Source organism: Phenylobacterium sp., assembly GCF_965284355.1.
GTDB lineage: Bacteria > Pseudomonadota > Alphaproteobacteria > Caulobacterales > Caulobacteraceae > Phenylobacterium.
Window position 1 is genome coordinate 2,271,123 of sequence record NZ_OZ260078.1, and the last position, 20,213, is coordinate 2,291,335.

19 protein-coding genes are annotated in these 20,213 nt (G+C 69.3%); 8 read left to right on the forward strand and 11 right to left on the reverse strand.

Going from position 1 to position 20,213, the window contains the following annotated elements:
* Positions 1 to 2: 2 nt before the first annotated feature.
* Positions 3 to 620: a redoxin domain-containing protein gene (locus tag ACQ66R_RS11015; protein ID WP_430421896.1), complete on the reverse strand. Its 618-nt coding sequence runs from the start codon at positions 618 to 620 to the stop codon at positions 3 to 5.
* Between the two features lie 52 nt (positions 621 to 672).
* Positions 673 to 2,790: a protein-disulfide reductase DsbD family protein gene (locus ACQ66R_RS11020; RefSeq protein ID WP_430421897.1), complete on the reverse strand. Its 2,118-nt coding sequence runs from the start codon at positions 2,788 to 2,790 to the stop codon at positions 673 to 675.
* A 138-nt stretch (positions 2,791 to 2,928) separates the two neighbouring features.
* Here ACQ66R_RS11020 and ACQ66R_RS11025 point away from each other — a divergent pair, with 138 nt between their 5' ends.
* Positions 2,929 to 3,321 (forward strand): acyl dehydratase, encoded by a 393-nt coding sequence (locus ACQ66R_RS11025; protein WP_430421899.1) that lies wholly within the window; start codon positions 2,929 to 2,931, stop codon positions 3,319 to 3,321.
* A 154-nt stretch (positions 3,322 to 3,475) separates the two neighbouring features.
* Here ACQ66R_RS11025 and ACQ66R_RS11030 read toward each other — a convergent pair whose 3' ends face one another.
* Positions 3,476 to 4,273: a SapC family protein gene (locus ACQ66R_RS11030; RefSeq protein WP_430421901.1), complete on the reverse strand. Its 798-nt coding sequence runs from the start codon at positions 4,271 to 4,273 to the stop codon at positions 3,476 to 3,478.
* Positions 4,274 to 4,447: 174 nt separating this feature from the next.
* On the opposite strand from ACQ66R_RS11030, the gene ACQ66R_RS11035 reads away from it, so the two are divergent.
* The 3 genes from ACQ66R_RS11035 to ACQ66R_RS11045 all read left to right on the forward strand — a co-directional run bounded on the left by ACQ66R_RS11035 (position 4,448) and on the right by ACQ66R_RS11045 (position 6,404).
* Positions 4,448 to 5,212, forward strand: coding sequence for an acid phosphatase (locus ACQ66R_RS11035; RefSeq protein ID WP_430421903.1), 765 nt, complete (start codon positions 4,448 to 4,450; stop codon positions 5,210 to 5,212).
* A 110-nt stretch (positions 5,213 to 5,322) separates the two neighbouring features.
* Positions 5,323 to 5,928, forward strand: coding sequence for a response regulator transcription factor (locus ACQ66R_RS11040; RefSeq protein WP_430421904.1), 606 nt, complete (start codon positions 5,323 to 5,325; stop codon positions 5,926 to 5,928).
* Positions 5,925 to 6,404 carry a hypothetical protein gene (locus ACQ66R_RS11045; protein ID WP_430421906.1) on the forward strand — a complete coding sequence of 160 codons (480 nt, stop codon included), beginning with the start codon at positions 5,925 to 5,927 and terminating at the stop codon, positions 6,402 to 6,404. The genes ACQ66R_RS11040 and ACQ66R_RS11045 overlap by 4 nt, the downstream gene beginning before the upstream one ends.
* Here the strand turns inward: ACQ66R_RS11045 and ACQ66R_RS11050 are convergent.
* The 4 genes from ACQ66R_RS11050 to ACQ66R_RS11065 form a co-directional block, all read right to left on the reverse strand.
* Positions 6,401 to 6,934, reverse strand: a complete 534-nt coding sequence (locus ACQ66R_RS11050; RefSeq protein ID WP_430421908.1) for a GNAT family N-acetyltransferase — start codon at positions 6,932 to 6,934, stop codon at positions 6,401 to 6,403. The genes ACQ66R_RS11045 and ACQ66R_RS11050 overlap by 4 nt on opposite strands.
* Before the next feature lie 17 nt (positions 6,935 to 6,951).
* A complete protein-coding gene (aguB, locus tag ACQ66R_RS11055; protein ID WP_430421909.1) occupies positions 6,952 to 7,830 on the reverse strand; it encodes an N-carbamoylputrescine amidase in 879 nt (292 codons plus the stop codon).
* Entirely contained in the window at positions 7,830 to 8,819 is a 990-nt protein-coding gene (locus ACQ66R_RS11060) for an agmatine deiminase family protein (protein ID WP_430421911.1), read from the reverse strand. Before ACQ66R_RS11060 ends, aguB begins: the two co-directional genes overlap by 1 nt.
* Before the next feature lie 122 nt (positions 8,820 to 8,941).
* Positions 8,942 to 11,431, reverse strand: a complete 2,490-nt coding sequence (locus ACQ66R_RS11065; RefSeq protein WP_430421913.1) for a TonB-dependent receptor — start codon at positions 11,429 to 11,431, stop codon at positions 8,942 to 8,944.
* A 234-nt stretch (positions 11,432 to 11,665) separates the two neighbouring features.
* Between ACQ66R_RS11065 and ACQ66R_RS11070 the strand changes: the two genes are divergently transcribed.
* On the forward strand, positions 11,666 to 13,246 hold the full coding sequence (locus ACQ66R_RS11070; RefSeq protein WP_430421915.1) for an ArnT family glycosyltransferase: 1,581 nt from the start codon (positions 11,666 to 11,668) through the stop codon (positions 13,244 to 13,246).
* On the opposite strand, the gene msrA is transcribed toward ACQ66R_RS11070, so the two are convergent.
* Positions 13,212 to 13,802 (reverse strand): peptide-methionine (S)-S-oxide reductase MsrA, encoded by a 591-nt coding sequence (gene msrA / locus ACQ66R_RS11075; RefSeq protein WP_430421917.1) that lies wholly within the window; start codon positions 13,800 to 13,802, stop codon positions 13,212 to 13,214. The genes ACQ66R_RS11070 and msrA overlap by 35 nt on opposite strands.
* 119 nt (positions 13,803 to 13,921) lie before the next feature.
* On the reverse strand, positions 13,922 to 14,275 hold the full coding sequence (locus ACQ66R_RS11080; RefSeq protein WP_430426267.1) for a phage holin family protein: 354 nt from the start codon (positions 14,273 to 14,275) through the stop codon (positions 13,922 to 13,924).
* Positions 14,276 to 14,475: 200 nt separating this feature from the next.
* Here ACQ66R_RS11080 and ACQ66R_RS11085 point away from each other — a divergent pair, with 200 nt between their 5' ends.
* Entirely contained in the window at positions 14,476 to 16,215 is a 1,740-nt protein-coding gene (locus ACQ66R_RS11085; protein WP_430421919.1) for an ATP-binding protein, read from the forward strand.
* 93 nt (positions 16,216 to 16,308) lie between these two features.
* Positions 16,309 to 17,211 (forward strand): YARHG domain-containing protein, encoded by a 903-nt coding sequence (locus ACQ66R_RS11090; RefSeq protein ID WP_430421921.1) that lies wholly within the window; start codon positions 16,309 to 16,311, stop codon positions 17,209 to 17,211.
* A 173-nt stretch (positions 17,212 to 17,384) separates the two neighbouring features.
* On the opposite strand, the gene ACQ66R_RS11095 is transcribed toward ACQ66R_RS11090, so the two are convergent.
* Together ACQ66R_RS11095 and ACQ66R_RS11100 are read right to left on the reverse strand one after the other, a co-directional pair.
* The gene (locus ACQ66R_RS11095) at positions 17,385 to 18,224 is read right to left on the reverse strand and encodes a TIGR00282 family metallophosphoesterase (protein WP_430421923.1); all 840 of its coding nucleotides are present in this window, start codon (positions 18,222 to 18,224) and stop codon (positions 17,385 to 17,387) included.
* Positions 18,225 to 18,234: 10 nt separating this feature from the next.
* Positions 18,235 to 18,783 (reverse strand): 5-formyltetrahydrofolate cyclo-ligase, encoded by a 549-nt coding sequence (locus tag ACQ66R_RS11100; RefSeq protein WP_430421925.1) that lies wholly within the window; start codon positions 18,781 to 18,783, stop codon positions 18,235 to 18,237.
* 260 nt (positions 18,784 to 19,043) lie between these two features.
* Here ACQ66R_RS11100 and ACQ66R_RS11105 point away from each other — a divergent pair, with 260 nt between their 5' ends.
* Entirely contained in the window at positions 19,044 to 20,177 is a 1,134-nt protein-coding gene (locus tag ACQ66R_RS11105; protein WP_430421927.1) for a serine hydrolase domain-containing protein, read from the forward strand.
* Positions 20,178 to 20,213 lie beyond the last annotated feature (36 nt).

Below are 20,213 nucleotides of genomic sequence, written 5' to 3' on the forward strand. Positions count from 1 at the left end.
TCTTAGCCGGCCGAGCCGTACTTCACGCTGCAGCCGTAGGGGCGCGTGGCCGCCTGGGCCACCGCGCGGCCGGCCTTCACGTCCGCCAGCGCGGCGGCGACATAGTTCGTCGCGCCCTTCAGGCTGGCCGGATCGGACGAGGCCTTGTCGTCGATGCCGCCCATGTAGACCAGCTTGCCGGTCTTATCGATGACGTACATGTGCGGGGTGGTCTTGGCCTCGTAGGCGCGGCCGACGACGCCCTTGGGGTCGAGCAGCAGGCCGGTGTGGGCGGCCTTTTCCTTGGCCTTCCAGGCCTTGGCGTCGGCGCCGGCCACATAGCCCTGCATGCCCGGCGCGGACGAGATGACGGTCAGCCAGACCATGCCGTCCTTCGTCGCCTGACCCTGCAGGCCCTGCATGTTGCCGCTGTCGTAGTGCTTGCGGACGTACGGACAGCCGCTGTTGGTCCACTCCAGGACGACGGTCTTGCCCTTGAATTCGTCGAGCGAGCGGGTCTTGCCGTTGGCGTCGACGGCGCTGAAGGTCGGGGCGGGCTGGCCCACGACCGGCGCGGCCATGGCGGCAGGGGCGACAAGCGCCGAGGCGGCGGCAAGGGCGATCACGAGGCGGCGGTTCATCGGTTCGGCTCCCTGGACGGAATGGACTGACGGTCAGAAACGAGCAGGCGGATCAACTGTTGCGCCCTGCGGCGTCGATGGCCTTCACCACGACGCCGGAGGTCAGGATCGACGGGAGGATAGCGGGTTCGCCCCCCTTCGCGCCATACACGAGGTAGAGCGGCACGCCCGCGCGACCGAAGCGGGCCAGCTCGGCGGCGATGGCGCCGTCGCGCTTGGTCCAGTCGGCCTTGAGGTAGACGGCGTTGTTGCGGCTGAGCGCGTCGGCCACCGACTTCGTCGACAGCGCGACCCGGTCGTTCACCTGGCAGCTCACGCACCAGGCCGCGGTGTAGTTGACCAGCACCGGGCGGCCCTCGGCCTGCAGCGCGGCCAGGCGCTCGGGCGTGTAGGCCTCGGCGTCCAGCTTCGCGGCCTCAGGCGCAGCCTCGGGCAGCGCGTAGGCCGGCCAGAAGGCCCCGCCGACCACTGCGGCGGCGGCCAGGACGGTCGCGGCGGCGGCTACGGCGACCGGGCGTCCGCCCGCGGCCTGGCGACGCTGGGCGATGCCGAAGAGCCAGGCGGCCAAGGCCAGGATCACCGCGGCGCCCAGGATGCGCGGCACGGCGTCCGAACCGATCTGCACCGTCAGCACCCAGACCAGCCAGGCGACGGCCGCGTACATCGGGAAGGCCAGCAGCTTCTTGAAGCCGTCCATCCACGCGCCGGGGCGCGGCAGGCGGTTGACCAGCGCCGGCACGAAGGCCACGGCCACGAAGGGCGCGGCGAAGCCCAGGCCCAGGGCCAGGAAAACCGTCAGCGCCGCGGCGGGCGTCTGGGTCAGGGCCCAGCCCAGGGCCGGGCCCATGAACGGCGCGGTGCAGGGCGCCGCCACGGCGACGGCGAGCGCGCCGGTGAAGAAGCTGCCCGCCAAGCCCCCGCGAGACGCCAGCCCCGAGCCCGCGCCCTGCAGCGAGGTCCCGACCTCGAAGACGCCCGAGAGGTTCAGCGCCACCAGCAGCATGAGCAAGGCCAGCGCCGCGACCACCGGCGGATCCTGCAGCTGGAAGCCCCAGCCCACGGCCGAGCCGGCCGCCCGCAGCGCGATGAGCAGCGCGGCCAGACCCAGGAAGGTGGCCAGCACGCCGGCGCCGAACGCCAGCCCCTGCCGCCGTGCATCGCCGTGCGCGCCGCCGTGGCCGGCCAGCGACGCGGCCTTCATGGCCAGCACGGGGAAGACGCAGGGCATCAGGTTGAGGATCAACCCGCCCACGAAGGCGAAAGCGGCAGCCGAAAGCAGGCCCAGGTCGGCCCCGGCGGCGGCCGGGCCGGCCTTGGCGGGCGGCGGCCCGAGGCCGGCGGCGGTCGCCGGCAGCGGGCCCGCCACGGCGGTCAGCTCATAGCCCTTGCCGCCGACGACCAGCACCCCGCCCAGTTCCTTGGGCGGCGTCGGGCCCTGGAAGTCGTAGCCGGGGGTGATGCTGAGGGTCAGGCCCTCGGGGCCGCGGTCGATCGTCTGCGGCTTGGCGTGATCGATCACGGTCCCGGCGAACGGGAAGAAGTAGGCCTCGGACAGGTCCGCGCCCTTCAGCGGCGCGCCGGTGATGGCGAGCTTCAGGGCGCCGCCGGCGACTTGGAACGCGCCGGCCAGCCCGGCGGGCTTGGGCGCCTCGGCCAGCGCCTTGGCGATCTTCGGGCCCCAGACGGGGTCGGCCGGCGCGGGACCGGCGGTGACCGGCAGCTTCAGCTCGAGATTGGCGCTCTCGGGAATGCAGATGTCGGCGCAGACCAGAAAATCGGCCTTGGCCTTGAGCGTCACCGTCGAGCCCACCGCCGCGCTGCTCGGAACGGTGAGGCGGACGGGCAGCAGCACCTCCCCCTCGAAACCGTAGTTCACCAGGGGGCCGATCGGCAGCCGGTGCGGGACGGGCCAGGTGAAGTCCGAGGCGCTCCACCCGGCGGGCAGGGTCCAGGTGAGCTTGGTGGCCTCGCCGGAGTCCCCGGCGTTGCGCCAATAGGTGTGCCAGCCCTTCTGGATCTGCTGGCGCAACGCCACGTCCAGGGTCTGGCCGGGGGCTGCGCCCTGGGCCGAGGCGACCAGTTCGGCCGTCAGGTGCCCGGTGTTGACGGGCTGGGCCGCAGCCATCGCGGGCAGAATAAGGGCGCACAGGAGGCCCAGCAGAAAGCGCATCGTCACCTCAAAGGCCAACATGCCTTTACCGGCGCTATATGGCGCGTGGATGTCGCGGGCGCAAAGCAAGGCTCGACTCGTGGCGTCCGACGGCCATGATCCTTAAGAATCGCGTTCCGCCAGACCAGGAGCCTCCGCTTGCCCGCATCCTTCGACGACATCCAGATCGGCCAGGTGGCTTCGCTGGGGGCCGCAGCCGTGGACGCCGCCGCGCTCGACACCTTCGTGGCCGCCTTCACACCGGGCTGGACGGTCGACCGGGGGGCGCCTGACGCCATGGTCTTCGCGATCTGGGCCAAGCTGGACGCCATGGCCTCCAGCAACTTCAGCCAGACCAAGCGCCTGGGCGTCGACGCCCTGCGCTGGATGCGCAATCCGCCGCCGGGCGAGCTGCTGCGCGGCCGGATGACGGTGATGGCGAAGGATGCGGTCGGCGACGACAAGGGCATCGTCATCGCCCAGCACGACCTGCTCGACGAGGCGGGTCGGCTCGTCTTCTCGTGCCTGACCCGGAGCGTGTTTTCGAGGTGATTTCCCTCCCTTGATGGGGAGGGACAGCTCGCCGAAGGTGAGCAGAGTGGGGCCGTAGCGGCCAGGGCGCGGAGTCGAACCTTGATCGCGACTCCCTCCACCTGGCCGCTCACGCGGCCTGTCCCTCCCCATCAAGGGAGGGACTGCCTCTCACCTAGTTCAGGTTGGCCGGCTGCTCGGCGGCGGCCTTGGTCATGGCCAGGGCGATCAGGCGGTCCCAGCCGACCAGCGAGTGCATGTGGGCGTAGATCTGGCCCAGGGCGCCATTGTCGCGCAGCTCGATGAATTTCGCGTGCGGCAGGGCGTTCAGCTTCTCTTCCGAGACGCCGAAGTACTCCGCGATCCGCTGGGGCTCGCCGGGCGTGCCGTCGGGGTTCGCCGGCGTGAAGGTGGCTTCCTTCGTCTCGAACAGGTCCAGGTCCTTCAGGATCTGGACGAAGCCCATCGTACGCTGACGCTCGATCTCGAAGTTGTTGCAGAACTCGATGCAGTTCTTCGTGTACTCGGTCGGCTCGCCCTTCTCGTCGAAGAACGGCATGTCGTAGCCCGACTCGACGATGAACTCGGCGTTGCGGTCGATGCACAGCACCATCTGCTTGTTCGCGTCGTCGTTGGCGAACACGAACGGATAGCGGCGCACGTAGGCTGGAATGTAGATGCCGCTTTCGAACGTGCCGTCGTCCTTGACGAACATGTTCTCACCCGAGTTCAAGCCCATCACGGCGATCGGCAGCTTCTCGTCGCCCACGAAGATGATCGGACCCGTCACCGCCGCCAGCGGGAACTCGCCCACGGTCAGCGGAATGGCGTGGCCGGCCTTGGCGAAGCTGAACGGACCGTCCATGCGCTTCACGCCGAGCTTGGAGTGCAGTTCCTTCGCCAGCGGCTCGGGCTTCGAATAGAACAGGACGTTACCGGAGAGCTGGCCCGGCACTTGTTGGGCGGTGGTCATCTATCAGCCTTCAGAATTCATGGAGGCGCGACGCTCGGGTCCGGGGGCGTGCGGGCAGACGCGCAAGGTCGCCGCTTCTAGCCGATCCGGCTTTCGCTCGCAAATGCGACGGCGCGCTTGCACGCGCGCGCGTCCGACCGTTCTATCGCGGGCTTCACTGGCAGGACCTTGACCGTGCTCCGCTCTCTGCTGACCGCCGCCGCGATCTGCGCGCTCACCGCCTGCGCCTCGGCGTCGTCCGACACGCCCGACGACGTCTCGATGGGCCCTCGCGACACCCAGCTCACGGGCTACCTTGCGGCCAATCCGCTGGACGGGAAGACCATCCTGGGCCCGCCGCCGGCGCCCGACTCCGCGCACGGCAGGGCCGACCGGGCGCTGTTCGACGAGACCCGCGCGCTGGAGGGCACGGCCCGGTGGAAGACGGCCATCCAGGACAACGACCTCTGGGGCGGCGGCGCCATCAAGCGGTTCTCTTGCGCCCTGGGCGTCGACATCAACGCGACCCAGACCCCGGCGGCCTGGCGCATGTTGCACCGGATGGAGCTGGATGTGCGCACCGTCGGCACGCCGGCCAAGGACGCTTACGGTCGCCTCCGTCCCCTGATCGGCAATGACAAGCCGGTCTGCGTGCCGCGCGAGGACTGGATGAAGACCAACTCGTCCTATCCGTCCGGCCACGCGATGACGGCCTGGTCGTGGGCGCTGGTGCTGAGCGAGGCGGCGCCCGCGCGGGCCGACGCGCTGCTGACCGTCGGCCGCGAGTCGGGCGAGAGCCGGATGATCTGCGGCGTGCACTTCATCTCGGACGTCGAGGCCGGCCGCACACTGGGCGCGGCGATGGTGGCGCGACTGCACGCCGAGCCGGCCTTCGCCGCCGACCTGGCCCGCGCGAAACGTGAGGTGGCCGCCGCGAAAACGAAGCCTCAGGGTTGCTAAACTGCGGCGAGCTGCCGCACCCCCTGCGGGCGCCCGAATTTATCAACGCGAAAGATGTGCGGGCTAGCTCTGTCGGGTGCGCCGCAGGGCGTGCGTCTCATTCGGACCGTATGCCCCTCGTCGCGAAGCCTCTGGCGAAGTTCAATCTGTCGCAGTCGGTCATCCTGCTGCTTGAGCATTCGCGCGCCGAGCAGGACCTGTATGGGCAGATGCTGTTCGGCTTCGGCGGCAAGCAGCTCCACCGGTGCCAGACCCGCGAAGAGGCGAAGCTCGTCCTGGTCGGAAACCAGGTCGACCTGATCATCGTCGACGCTCAGCTGGGGCCCGACGACGAGGACGGATACACCTTCGTGCGCGAGCTTCGCCGTTCGGGCGCCGGCTTCGCCTTCCTGCCGGTCGTGATGATCACCGGTCACACGCCCAGCTCGCAGATCACCTTCGCCCGCGACAGCGGCGTGCACTTCGTGGTGCGCAAGCCGGTCAGCCCGGGTGTCCTGCTGGAACGCATCCTGTGGATCGCCCAGGAAGCTCGGCCGATCATCGAGTGCGAGACCTACGTCGGCCCCGACCGTCGATTCCAGCGCCTGGGGCCGCCCAAGGGCGTTGAAGGGCGGCGCGCAGACGATTTGGCTATGGAGGTGGGCGAACCCGAGGGTCCCGACCTGCACCAGGACGAGATCGATCAGCTCCTCCAACCCAAGAGAGTGGCCCTATGAGCGAGGTCAAGGTCCACAAGGTGCAGTATCGTCTGGCCCGCCAACTCAAGTCGGGCGCGATGATTTCGACCGCCACCGCCCTTGGCGTGGCGAAGGACCGCGTGAAGAAGATCGAGCCGAAGGTGCTGGCGGCCATCGAAGAGGAATTCGCCCGACAGGACGCGGCGTTCGCCGACCTGAAGCAGGGCGAAGCGATCGGGCTGATCCGCATGTACGGCTCGACCAACCGGCTCTTGGGGCTGGCAGGCGGGGCGCACCGGCTGGAGAACATGGGCAAGGCCGCGCTCAGCCTCTGCGATCTCCTGGACGCCATGAACGGCGTCGTGCCGACCGACCTGCGGCCGATCCGGGTTCACCTCGACGCCCTGCGGATCCTCAAGACCGACCTGGACGAGCGCGATCAGGAAGTTGTTCTGGCGGGCCTCACGAAGGTCCGGGCCCACAAGGCCCAGAAGGCTACCGCCCCGGGCCTTTAAGGTCGCTTCGCCGCAAAGACGACGTGCCGGCGCAGGGGATGGCCTTCGGCCAGTCGGGGGTGGTCGAAATCACGACCGGGGTCGGGAGCCAGGCCGATACGGCGCATCACCGCTTGGGAGGCCAGGTTCGTTGTCGCGGTAAAGGCGATGATCTCCGACGTGTCGATGTGATCGAATCCCCAGTCGAGCGCGGCCTGGGCGCCCTCGGTGGCGAGACCGCCGCCCCAGGCCTCCGGCGCCAGCCGCCAGCCCATTTCGATGGCGGGGCCGACCGGGAGGGCGCCGGCCTTGACGGTCGACAGGCCGATGAACCCAATCAGGCGCGCGTCCGCCTTGCGTTCCGCTGCCCACAAACCCCAGCCGGTCTCCTGGATGTGCGCGTTGATGCGGTCGAGCATGGCGTCGCTGGCCGCTCGATCGATGACGCCCCCAAGCCAGGCGCCCACACGCGGGTCGCCGTTGATCGCGGCGAACGCCTCGCGGTCGGCCTCGCGGAAGGCGCGCAGGATCAGGCGGTCGGTCTCGATCATGGCCCTTCTACCTTTCCCTATTGAGGCCGCGCTCCGACCAGGCCCCCGTACAGGTCCGTACGCCGATCGCGGAAGAAGCCCCAGGCGGCGCGGTGGGTCTTCAGGAAGTCGAGGTCGAACGACGCCTGCAGCACGCCTTCGTCCTCGCGCCCCAGCGCGGCCACCAGGTCGCCCCGGTGGTCGGCGATGAAGCTCGAGCCGTAGAACTGCTGGCCGCCGTTGGGGTAACCGTCCCACGGTTCGAAGCCGGTGCGGTTGGCGCCGATGACGGGGATCACGTTCGAGACGGCGTGGCCCTGCATCGCGCGCCGCCAGGGCGCGGCGGTGTCGAGGGTGGCGTCATGCGGCTCAGAGCCGATGGCCGTGGGGTAGAACAGGACTTCAGCGCCCATCAGGGCCATGGCGCGCGCGCACTCGGGATACCATTGGTCCCAGCAGATGCCGACGCCGACGCGACCGAAGCGCGTGTCCCACACCTTGAAGCCGGTGTCGCCGGGGCGGAAGTAGTACTTCTCCATATAGCCCGGGCCGTCGGGGATGTGGCTCTTGCGGTAGACGCCCATCAGCGACCCGTCCGCGTCGGCCATCACGAGGCTGTTGAAGTAGTGCGGCCCTTCGCGCTCGAAGATCGAGATCGGGATCACCACGCCCAGCTCCCCCGCCAGCGGGGCCAACGCCGTCACCGCCGGATGCTCGCGCCAGGGATAGGCCGTCTCGAACCAACGCTCCTCCTGGGCCACGCAGAAGTAGGGCCCCTGGAACAGCTCAGAGGGAAGGACCAGATGGGCGCCCTGCCCCGCCGCCTGGCGGATGAAGTCGGCGGTCTTGGCGATGTTGGCCGCCATATCCTGGCCATACGAGGTCTGGATCGCGGCGACGTTGATTGTGCGGGGCATCAGGCCGGCTCCTGCTGGGTGATGCAGTGGAAGGATCCGCCGCCGGTCAGGATGGCGATGGACGGAAGCCCGATCACGGCCCGGTCGGGGAAGATCTGTTTCAGCACCTCGACGGCGAACTCGCCGGGCTGCTTGGCGTAGATGGGCACGATCACCGCCTTGTTGGCGATCAGGAAGTTCATGTGGCTGGCCGGGATCGGGCCGTCGTCCCCATCGATCCAGCCGGGCGACGGGATGCGGATCACCTTCAGCTTCTGGCCGTTCGCATCGGTCATCGACGCCAGTCGCCGGGCCGCATCGTCATAGGCCTCGGCGTTGGGATCCCCACGGCCCCAGGCCACGGGGATCGTGACCGTCGCGGGCGCGACGAAGCGAGCCAGGTTGTCGACGTGGCCGTCGGTGTGGTCGTTGCGCAGGCCCTCGCCCAGCCACAGCACCTTGCGCGCGCCCAGGCTGTGGCGCAGCGCGTCCTCGGCGGCCTCGACCGTCCAGCCGGGGTTGCGGTTCTTGTTCAGCAGGCACTGGTCGGTAGTCAGGATCGTGCCCGCGCCGTCGTGATCGACCGCGCCGCCTTCGAGGATGAAGTCGTTCATCATCAGGGGCGCGCCGGCCGCCTCGGCGATCTGGTGGGCGACCGTGTCGTCGTGTTCCAGGCTGTACTTGCCGCCCCAGCCGTTGAAGCGGAAGCCGTTGGCCTGGCCGCCCGCGAAGATCGGACCGGTGTCGCGCAGCCAGATGTCGCCGAAGCGGCCCTGCACCAGCTCGACGCCCGGGACGTCGCCCAGCATCTCGCGGGCCACGGCCTCGCCGCCCGGATGACCGGTCATCACCCGCACGCGCTCGCCGCCGGGGCCGGCCAGCGCCCGCGCCAGGTCGGCCACCTCGGCCTGGGCGGCCTCAAGGTCGTCCTGCCAGAGGTCCGCATGGCTGGGGAAACCCAGCCACATGGCCTTGTGAGGCGCCCATTCCGGCGGAACGACAAAGGTCATCGGGAACTGTGCTCCTCAAAGGCGTGCGCAGATGGGCTTCACGGCTGCCGCCGTCAAGCATCCAACGAAAAGGGCGGCCCACAAGGACCGCCCTTCCGCAATTCAAGTCCTGTCGCTGAGGTCTAGAACTCGGCGTGCAGGGTGGCGATGAAGCTCCGGCGATAGCCGGGCTGGCCCAGCGCCGTACCCGTCAGGTTCGGCGTGATGTCGCCCAGGTAGCGCTTGTTGAAGGCGTTACGGACGTTGAACTGGATGTAGGTGTTGTTCCCCATGGCATCGAGGCCCGGGATTTCGTTCAGCTTGAAGCGGGCGTCGAAGTCGACCAGCTCGTAGCCGCGGAACTTCTCGGTGTTGACGAGGTTCGTCCAGCGGTCGCCGACCCACTTCGCCTGCGCGCCGAGGCTCAGCCATTCCGTCGGGTCGTACTGGACCCGCGCGCCGCCCTGATGCTTGGGCGTTTCATACACGCTCTTGCCCTTGGTCGGCAGGATGCCGGCCACGGCGTTCGGGATGTTGTCCAGGATCTCGGAGTCGATGAACGAGTACGACGCGTAGAAGCTGAACTCTTCCACCGGCTTCCAGCCCAGCTGCAGGTCGAGACCCTTGTTCCGCACGTCGCCGACGTTCTGCGAGAAGGCCACGCCCGACGGCTCGTCCAGCACGCGCTCGATGCGGTTGGAGAAGTCGGTCAGGTAGATGGCGCCGGCGAGCATGAGCTGGGGCGTCTGGTAGCGGACGCCCAGGTCGTAGGTCTTCGACCGTTCCGGGCCCGGATCGACCAGGATCTGGTCGTACAGGTCGTCGGTCCGCGGCACCGACAGGGTCTCGGCGTAGCTGACGTACACCGACAGGTCGTCGGTGAACTCGTAGCTGGCGCCCAGGTTCGGCAGGACGTCGTCGTACTTGCGCGTGAACGAGCGCGGGTTGCCGTAGCGCAGCGCGGCGTTGCTGTTCAGCGTCGCGGCCGGGAAGGTCACCAGCGGACGACCCGTGCCGTCGTTGGTGCCGGGAACCGGCGTGCCGACCTGCGTGGTGCAGTAGGCGTTGAACGTGTTCTGCTGGAAGCAGTAGTTGTTCAGGTCGCGCTTGAAGAACGGAGCGCGGACGCCGACGTTCAGCAGTAGCTTTTCTTCCATGAACCGGCCGCGCCATTCGGCGGCGACCTGATTCAGCAGGGCGACCGAAAGGCGGTCGCGACGGCGCAGGTTGGTGCCGTCGGGCAGCGTGACCTGACGGCCTTCGCCGTCCTTGCCGCCGAAGACGTTCTCGGGAACGCCGTCCTGCCCGATGAAGCCGACGTCGCCGGTCTGGCGGTGCTTGGCGCGGTCATAGGTATAGGCCAGGCGGACGCTCTGGTTGTCGGCGAACTTCCAGATCAGCGAGGTGGTGAGGCCGTAGCGGCGGGTGTTGGTGGTGTTCGGCCGGTACAGATAGACGCGGTCGAGGATGTCGCCGTCGCCGTTCAGGTCGACACCGGCGGCCGTCGAGTTGCCGCGCAGCTGCGGATCGTTCTCGGGGAAGATCTGCGCGCCGCCGCCGTTGGCCAGCACGTACTGGAACGACGGGTCGAACGTGAGCGTGATGTCGTCGGTCAGCTTCCAGCTCGACAGACCCCGGATGTTGCCGGTGTTCGACGGGTTGATGCTGTATTCGAAGAAGTTGCTCGGGCACAGCGTTGCGCCGGAGTTGTCCACCTGGGCGCCAGCGCCGGGCGTCGGACGCGAGCAGACCGAAGGCGCGACGATGCTGGTGTCCGGCGCGCCGGCCGCGGTCACACCCTGGCGCTGGAAGGTCGCCAGGTTGATGCGGTTGATGAAGGCATTGCGGTTTTCGTTGTAGTTGAAGATCAGGCTGGCCTGACCGATGTCGCCGAAGTCCTGATCGATCCGCGCGTTGAACTGCTTCTTCTCGATGCCGCCGGGCGCCGGGATCGGCGAGTTGTGCGGCCGGAAGTGGTCATACTTCTGGTACATGCCCGAGATCCACATGCGGGTCCCGAACGGGCCGACCGCGCCGCTGTTGATGGTGGCGTAGTAGCGCTGCATGTCTTCGCTGCCGACGCCGACCTCGGCGCGAACGCCGAAGTCCTGCGTAGCGCGCTTGGTCACGTAGTTGACGGTGCCGCCGGCGGCCGCGGCCGTCGGGCTGTCGACGTCGGTCGTGCCCAGGTTCACGGTCACGCGCTCGATCAGGTCGGACTCGAGCTGCTGGTTCGGGAACACGGCGTAGTTGCCCGAGTCGTTCAGGGGGACGCCGTCCTGCACGACCGCGACGCGCTGGCTGTCGAAGCCGCGGATCACGAAGTCGCCGCCGGCCGAGCCGTAGGCGTCGTTGTTGGTGAAGTTGACCGACGGCAGCAGGTTGATCGAGTCGAGGACCGACTGGCCCGGCGTCTGGCGGCTGATGAACTCGGCGGTGATCCCGACGCGCGACTTGGGCTCTTCGATCGCCATGATGGCGCCGTCGAGGTTGCGCGGTCCCGTGGAGCCGGTGACGACCAGCTCTTCGACGAGGGCCGTACCCGTGGATTGGGCGAAGGCTTGGCCGGACACCAGCAGGCCCGTGGCCAGCGCAGTCGTCGCGCAGAGCGCTCGGCTCAGTTTGAGTTTCATGTAGTAACCCCTTCTAAAGACCCTTAGCGATGGGGCGCCCCTGGCCCCGAGTCTTGTCCGCCCTATAGCCGCAAAAATCCGGGCGTTGGTGACTGTTTTGCGACGGTTGGCGCGTCGGTGTCATACTGAGGCGATTGTGCATCACTCTCCTGCAACACCGCTCAAAACCCACGCGATCCGGGATGGTCGGCCGCGACCGCAAGGACTAGGGCTTGGCGCTGTCGGAAGCACAACATGTCACCTGTCCTGAGGTCGCCAGCGACCGGAAACGATCTGCGCTCAGCGCTCATGCTGACCCTGGCGCTGACCGCCGCGCGGCTGGTGGCCCTCTTCAGCACGCCGCTCGAGCTCTATCCTGACGAAGCCCAGTACTGGCTTTGGTCGCGCACTCTGGACTTCGGCTATTACTCGAAGCCGCCGATGATCGCCTGGGCGATCTGGGCCACGACCGCCATTGGCGGCGACGCCGAGGCCTGGGTGCGGCTGTCGGCCTGCCTGTTCCAGGCCGGCGCCACGGTCGTCGTCTTCCTGATCGCGCGACGACTCTACGACGGGGCCACGGGGCTGGCGGCCGCGGCGCTCTACGGGCTGATGCCGGGCGTCCAGCTCTCGGCCCTGGTGGCGGCCACAGACGCGCCGCTGCTGTTCTTCCTGGGTCTCTCGGTGCTGGCCTACGTGGCGCATCTGCAGACGGTCGACGCGCGCCGCCGGCTGCTGCTGGCGGTGGGGTTCGGCGCGGCGCTGGGGCTGGCGTTCCTGTCGAAGTATGCGGCGGTCTATGTCGTCATCGGCCTGGCGGCGCACCTTCTCGCGTCGGCCGAGGCGCGGCGGGCGTGGTCGCCGCCCACGGCGGCGGCGGCGATGCTGGCGGCGGCTTCGGTCCTGGCCCCCAACCTGGCCTGGAACGCGACCCACGGCTTCGCCACCTTCCAGCACACCGCCGCCAACGCCGCCTGGAGCGGAGTTCAGCTGTTCAATCTGGCCGAGGCCGGGACGTTCCTGGTCTCGCAGTTCGGGGTCTTCGGTCCGATCCCGATGGGCGCGCTGATCGCCGGCGTCGGCATCGCGGCGGCCCGCAGGCGGCTGTCGCAGTCCGACCTGCTGCTGCTCTGCTTCACGCTGCCGCCGCTGCTGATCGTGACGGTGCAGGCCTTCATCAGCCGCGCGAACGCCAACTGGTCGGGCGCCGCCTACCTCACCGGGACGATCCTGGTCGCGGCCTGGCTGCTGCGGTGGCGGGCGCGGCGTTGGCTGATCGCGGCGATCGCCCTGCAGGGGTTCGTGGCGGCGTTCTTCCTGGCGGCGGTGATCTCGCCGGCGCTGGCCGACAAGGTGGGGCTGGCCAACGGCCTGAAGCGCGCGCGGGGCTGGTCGCAGACCGCAGACCTGATCCTGGACCGCGCCTTCCGTGAGCCGGGGCTGACCGCCATCGCCGTCAACAACCGCTTCCTGTTCTATTCAACGGCCTACTACGGCCGCCAGCGGCTGGCCGAACTGGGCGTGCCGCTGGCCAGCTGGCTGCTGATGGAGGGACCGCGCAATCAGGCCGAGACGGCGGCGCCGCTGACGCCGGCCATCGGCGGCCACGTGCTGATGGTGTCATACGAAGGCTGGCGGCGCGGCGAGATGCAGGCCGACTTCGAAGCGTCCTCGGGCTTGGAGATCGGCAGCGTCTGGCTGGACCGCAAGCACAAGCGCAAGATCGAGATGTTCACGGGCCAGGGCTTCCGCCCCAGCCCGCGAGATCCGGTCAGCGGCCTGCCGGCCAGCGTTCCTGCGGCTAGCGCCCCGCCTGGGCGCCCCACACCACTTTGAGCACCCGGTCACGGCCGCAGCCGACGCGGTAGCGCTCATAGTGGGCCGGGTTCTTCTTGGCGAAGTCCTGGTGATAGCCCTCGGCGTTCCAGAACGGCGCGGCGTTCCGGGTCGTCACGGTGATCGTGGCCCCCAGTTCCTTGGCGTACTTGGCCTTCGCCGCCTCGGCGATCGCCCGCTCCTCAGCGTTCGCAGTGAACACGGCCGTGCGATAGGACGGGCCGGTGTCGCAGATCTGGCCCCGCGGATCGGTGGGGTCGATGTTGTGATAGAAGCGGTCGACCAGCTGGGCGTAGGTGATCTTCGCCGGGTCGTAGGTGACCTTCACCGCTTCCAGGTGGCCCGAGTGGTTCTCATAGGTCGGATTGGCCGTCGTGCCGCCCGAATAGCCGCTCACCGCGGCGGTGACGCCCGGCGTGGCCTCGAAGAACTTCTCCACCGACCAGAAGCAGCCGCCGGCGAACACCGCCGTCTTGGTGGCCGCCTGGGCCTGGGTCGCGATCAGGGCTGCCGCGAGCGCGGCGGCGATGGCTAGGGGTTTCATGGACAAAAGCATTCCTCACGTCTTGCCCGCCCGGCAAGCGCCAATGACCGACAATACGTGAGCATCGCTGTGGCGGCTTCAAGGCCAAGCCAGCGAGGAGGCTCTCCTCGCTGGGAAAAACGCGACCCCGCCTAAGCCCGGTCGTCGCGGATCACCATGCCGCCGATCCAGCTGGCGATGCCGGTGATGATCGCCGCCATGATCCCGGCGAACAGCCCGCGCACGTCGAAGCCGCCCAGCATCAGGTCGACCAGGCCGATCATCATCGCGTTTACAATCAGCAGGAACAGCCCCAGCGTCACAATGGTCAGCGGCAAGGTCAGGATCGTCACGATCGGCCGCACGAAGGCGTTCACCACCCCGAGCAGCAACGCCGCCACGATCAGGGTGCCGGTGTTGGCCACATAGATGCTGCCGCGCAGCAGCACCGAGGCGACCCAGAGCCCCAGGGCGGCGAACACCGCCCGGACCAGGAACTTGGCCAGCATCTGAACCCTCCTCGTAACGTAACCGCTACAGCTGAGCCTAGACCGCGCCGACGCGCCTGGGGAGACCCGAAGCGCTTCCCGCCGTTCGCCGAACACGCTCATGCGACAAGGGTCCATTCATATTTGTCGGGCAAACTTCTGCGTCATTGCGCCGCACATGCCGGGTGCGCGCGTGGATTTCTGGGGACGGCGCCACCGTGTTCGGCAAGCTGAAGGGTCTGCTCGACGAGAGGCTCGACGCCGTGGCGGCGACGTCGCGGCACATGTTCTTCGTGCGCCTTTGGATCGGCGTCGGGACGACGTTCCTGACCGCCTGCATCTACAGCGTCCGCACCGGCGCGATCTGGCTGGCGGCCTTCCTGGCGACCGAGACCTTCAACCGCTTCATCACCAATCCCATCGTCGGGGGGACGCCTTTGAGCGACCTTCGCCGCCTCGCGTATGTGGGTGGCATGGCCGCCTCGAGCCTGCTCTGGTGCGGGCTGGCGGTGCTCTACTGGATGGACGGGCAGGAGCCGTTCCGCCTCGCCGCCATGGCGGTTCTGGCCGGGATCCTGGTGCATGCCCAGGGCTTCTCGTTCCGGTCGCCCGCGGCCCTGGCGGCCATGGGCGTCGCGCCGGCGACTCTGTGGTTCGTGCTGCCCGCGGGGTTCGGCGGCTTCTCCGGCCCGCCACTGATCACGCTGACCATCGCCCTGAGCCTGCTGCTGGCCTATGTGGCCGCCAGCGCGCAGGCCAATCTGCGCACCGCGAACGCCCTGGCCGAGGCCCAGCGCGCGGCGGTCGCGGCCAACGACGCGAAGTCGGCCTTCCTGGCCATGATGAGCCACGAGCTACGCACGCCGCTGAACGGCGTGCTCGGCATGGCGCGCGCCCTGTCGCGAACCGAGCTCGACCGCCGCCAGCAGGGCTACGTCGACACCATCCTGCGCTCTGGCGACGGCCTGATGGCCATCCTCAACGACGTGCTCGACATGTCGAAGATCGAGGCCGGCCGCATGGACCTGGAGGTCGCAGCCTTCGACCTGGCCGCCCTGGGCGAACAGACCGTCGAGCTGTGGGCCGAAGGCGCTGCGGCCAAGAGCCTGACGCTGACCTGCAAGGTCGAACCCGGCCTGCCCGAACTGGTGCTCGGCGACGAGCATCGCGTGCGCCAGATCCTGATGAACCTGGTCTCCAACGCGCTGAAGTTCACCGAGAAGGGCTCGGTCACCATCCGTCTGCGCGCCGCCCCGGCCGCCGACGGCGACGGCGGCGTCGAGATCGTGGTGGTCGACACCGGCGTCGGCATGACCCACGAGCAGGTGAACGCGCTGTTCAATCCCTATGTCCAGGCCGAGGCGTCGACAGCCCGCGTCTATGGCGGGACCGGGCTTGGCCTGGCCATCTGCCGCAAGCTCGCGGCGATGATGGGCGGCGACATCTCGGTGCTGAGCGACCCTGGCCAGGGCTCGGCGTTCCGCGTCTGGTTGCCCCTGCCGGCCGCCGAGGCCGCCGCCGCCGCGGCCGAGGACTACGAAGGCCTGCCGACGCTGCGCATTTTGGTGGCCGACGACAATCCCATCAACCAGGCCGTCGCCCGCGCCGTGCTGGAGGCTGCCGGCGCCGTGGTCGAGACCTGTTCCGACGGCGCCCAGGCGCTGGAACGGCTGCGCGTCGAGGCCTTCGACGTGGTGCTGATGGACGTCCACATGCCCAACATGGACGGCATCGAGACCGTGGGTCGCCTGCGCGACGGACAAGCCGGGCGCGCCGACATCCCCGTCGTGGCCCTGACCGCCGACGCCATGCCGGGCGAGGAGGCGCGCCTGAAGGCCCTGGGCTTCGACGCCCTGCAGCACAAGCCCGTCCAGCCTGCCGCCCTCATCGCCGCGATCATGGAGGTGCTGATCGCGCCCCGGCCGGCGGACGCGAACGCCGACGAGGCGGCGGCGTAGCGCCTCTCTCCGCTCGCTCAGCGCTCGGGGCAGAGGAGGCCATGACGGCCGCGTCTTGCTGATGCTAAGCCTTGCTCCGACAAGGGAGCGGTCATGGTCGACGTCGTCATTTCCTACGGGCGCGAGCAGGAGCCGATGGCCGCCAGCGTGGCGCGCGCTCTGGAGGCCGACGGCTATTCCGTCTGGTGGGACCACGACATCCCCGCTCACAAGGCCTACGCCACCCTGATCGAGGAAAAGTTCCAGGCCGCCAAAGCGGTCATCGTCATCTGGTCGCCGGCCGCGGTGAAGTCCGAGTGGGTGCGCGCCGAGGCCGATCTCGCGCGTTCGCAGCAAAAGCTGATCCAGGTCGCGGTCGAAGGGACGATCCCGCCGCTGCCGTTCAGTCAGATCCAGTTCGCCGCGCTGCAGGCCTGGGACGGCACGCCCGACCATCCCGAATGGCGTCGCGTGCGCGCCAGCCTGAAGACCCTCTGCGGCGAAGGGGCCGAACCGCGCCCGCAGCCGACGCCGATCCCGCCCCCCGCGCCGCCGCGGCGCGATCCGCCGGCTGCGCAGCGCCGGTCCACCGTACTCGCGGCGGTGATCGGGGGCGTGGTCGCGGCCGCTATCGCCGTCATGGTCGCCCGCCAGCCGCCGCAGGCGCAGGCGCCCGCCTCGCAGCCTGTCCGGATCGACCCGGCGCCGACGCCACAGCCGACGCCCACGCCCAGGCCGCCGCCGCCGGCTGCGGAGGCCCGGCTGGGAGACTTCCTGCTGCCCCAGTCCAGCGCGCAGCCCCTGTCGCCGGACGCCATCGCCGGCCTCGACAAGGCCCAGTTGCGGATCGCCCGCAACGAGATCTACGCCCGGCACGGCCGCATCTTCAAAAGCCCGGACCTCGCGGCCCACTTCGCGAAATTCGCCTGGTACAAGCCCGTCGCCGACGAGGTCACGCTCTCCCCCGTCGAACAGGCCAACGTCAGCCTCCTCCAGGAGGCCGAAGCCAGCCGTTAGGCGCTCTTATCAACCCCCTCCTGAACGTCATGGCCGGGCTTGTCCCGGCCACCCAGATACGAGGCGGCGCAGAACGGGCATGGCATCGACGCCGCGGGCCACGATCCGGCGACGGCGCTTCTGGGTAGCCGGGACAAGCCCGGCCATGACGTTCGAGAGATGAGGGCTAAGCCCTACTCGGCCGCGATCTTGTCCAGCCGCGGCGCCGTCTGCGACAGCCGCCCGCCCACGCGGATCGGCTCGATGCGGCGGGCGAGCCCGGTCTTCAGGTCGGTCTCCACGAACACGCCGCACACGGTGGCCGGGCCCTCGGCGGGCTTGTAGCGGCCGCCCGGGATGCGGGTGGTGAACCGGCGCAGCGGCTCTTCCTTCTGGTTGCCGATCACGCTGTCGTAGTCCGCGCAGGCGCCCGCATCGGTCTGGTAGGCCGTCCCGCCCACCAGGATCTGGCAATCCGCCGTCGGCACGTGGGTATGGGTGCCTACCACCAGGCTGGCGCGGCCGTCGCAGAAGTGACCCATCGCCATCTTCTCGGACGTGGCCTCGGCGTGCATGTCCACGACGACGGCGTCGGCCACCATGCCCAGCGGCGCCGACTCCAGCGCCTTGTCGACGGCGGCGAACGGGTCGTCCAGCGCGTCCATGTGGACGCGACCCAGCACGTTCACCACCAGGATCCGCTTGCCCTCGGGCGTCTCGAACAGGTTCGAGCCCCGCCCGGGCACCTCCGAGAACTCGGAATAGTTCGCGGGCCGGATCAGCCGCGGCTCGCGCACGATGTAGGTCAGCGCTTCCTTCTGGTCCCAAGAGTGGTTGCCCAGGGTCAGGCAGTCGGCGCCCGCATCGAACAGCTCGCGGGCCGTGCCCTCGGTGATCCCGAAACCCGCCGCCGCGTTCTCGGCGTTGACGATCACGAACTCCAGCTGCAGCTCACGGCGCAATGCCGGCAGGTGCTCGGCCAGGCCCTCGCGACCCGAACGGCCGACCACGTCTCCAAAAAAGGCGAACCTCATCCCCGGGTCCTTACCCGAACTCGACGTATTCCGTCTCGGTCAGTATGGCGTCGAGGCGCTGATCGTGCGGCTCCATGGGGATTTCCGGCCGTTCCTGGCCAGCGTACGCCAGCCCGATGACGAAAATCGCCTTCATGCGGCGAAGGTTGGCCAGGGTGCGGTCATAGTGGCCGCCGCCCTGCCCCAGCCGCCCGCCCCGGCGGTCGAACGCCAGCAGCGGGGCGAACACCACATCCGGCAGAACCGCCGCGTTCACGTCAGGCGCCGGGATGCCCAGGGCGTCGGGGACCAGCGCCTCGCCGGTCATGTGCCGTCGGAAGATCAGCGCCCCCTGCCGCGACTGGGCCACCGGCAGACAGACGGAACCCGCCGGCACGCGGGCGCGCAACGGCGTCGGATCGATCTCAGAACCGGCGGGGTGGTACAGCGCAAAGGTCCCGGCGCCCGGCCGGCCTGGCCAAAGCGCGGCGGCCCGTTGTCCAGCGTCGGGCGCTTCAGCCGCCAGCTTGCGCCTCAGGCTGCGCAGCTGCGCGCGAAGGGCCGTCTTGTCAGAGGTCACACAAAGCTCCGCGAGGACGGAGAAGGGTGGCGGCGCCGCGAAGAGCCGTGAAGGACTGTGCAATTCCCTCGACCTGGATAGACCAGGTGGGCGCCGTAGTGCCGAGGACCACGATCCCCGGCAGGGACAGCTCCCTATGAGTGAATTAAGGTCGCTGGAATTTGATCGCCTTCGACGAGAGCCGCAGCAGGACCCGCCGAGGCGCAAGGTAAGGCCGCAGGCGCGCAGTCTCAAGCGCTGCTGCACGATCCGGGGGGAATATGGCGTCGCAGACGATCCAGGACATCCTGAACGAGGCGGTGGCCAAGGGCGTCGCGCCCGGCCTGACCGCCGCGGTCGCCCATGGCGATGGCCGCGACAGCGTCTACGCCGCCGGCGTGCGCGGGGTGGCCGATCCCGCGCCGATGTCGCCGGACGACGTCTTCTGGATCGCCTCGTGCACCAAGGCCATCACCTCGGCGGCGGCGCTGCAGCTGGTCGAGCGCGGGATCCTTGACCTGGATGCCCCGGTGGCCGAGCGCCTGCCTGGTCTCGCCGCGCCGCAGGTTCTGGAGGGCTTCGGCGACGACGGCAGCCCGCGCGTCCGCCCGGCCCGCACGCCGATCACGCTGCGCCGCCTGCTCACCCACACCTCGGGCCTGGCCTACGACTTCTTCCATGCCGATCTCGGCCGCTACTACGCTCACACGGGCGGCAGCCTGATGGAGCAGGCGCCGACCGCGCCGGTCCTGGCGTTCGATCCCGGCGACGGCTGGCAGTACGGGATCGGCATCGATGCCGTCGGCTGGCTCGTCGAGCAGGCGACCGGTCAGGGCCTGGACGCCTATGTGGCCCAGAACATCACCGGCCCGCTGGGCATGGCCGACACCAGCTTCACGCCGTCGGCCCAGCAGGAGGCCCGCTTCGTCGGCATGCACGCCCGCGGCCCCGAAGGGTTCATCGCGTCGCCGGCCTTCCCCTCGTCCCCGATCTACTACGGCGGCGGAGGCCTGCGCTCGACGGCGCCCGACTACCTGAAGTTCCTGCGCGCCGTGATCTCGCCCGATGGCGCCGGCGTCCTGGGGCCGCAAACCCTGGTCAGGCTCCGCGAGGCCGACAGCGACCGGCCCGCCGGCGACCTCAGGACCGCCGCCCGGCCGCTCAGCCATGACTTCCGCCCGCTGTCCGGAACGCCCACGACCCACACCCTGGGCTTCCTGCGCAATGAGGCCGACGTCCCTGGCGGTCGCCGCGCCGGCAGTCTGGCCTGGGCCGGTCTGGCCAACTGCTACTACTGGGCCGACCCGGCGAGCGGCGTGGCCGGCATCCTCTGCGCCCAGTTCCTCCCCTTCGCCGACCCGGGCATGCTGGCGACCTTCGAGGCCTTCGAACGGGCGGCGTACGCCGACGGCTGAGCGCGGCATTTCCGCATTCCCCCTTGGGCGACGGCC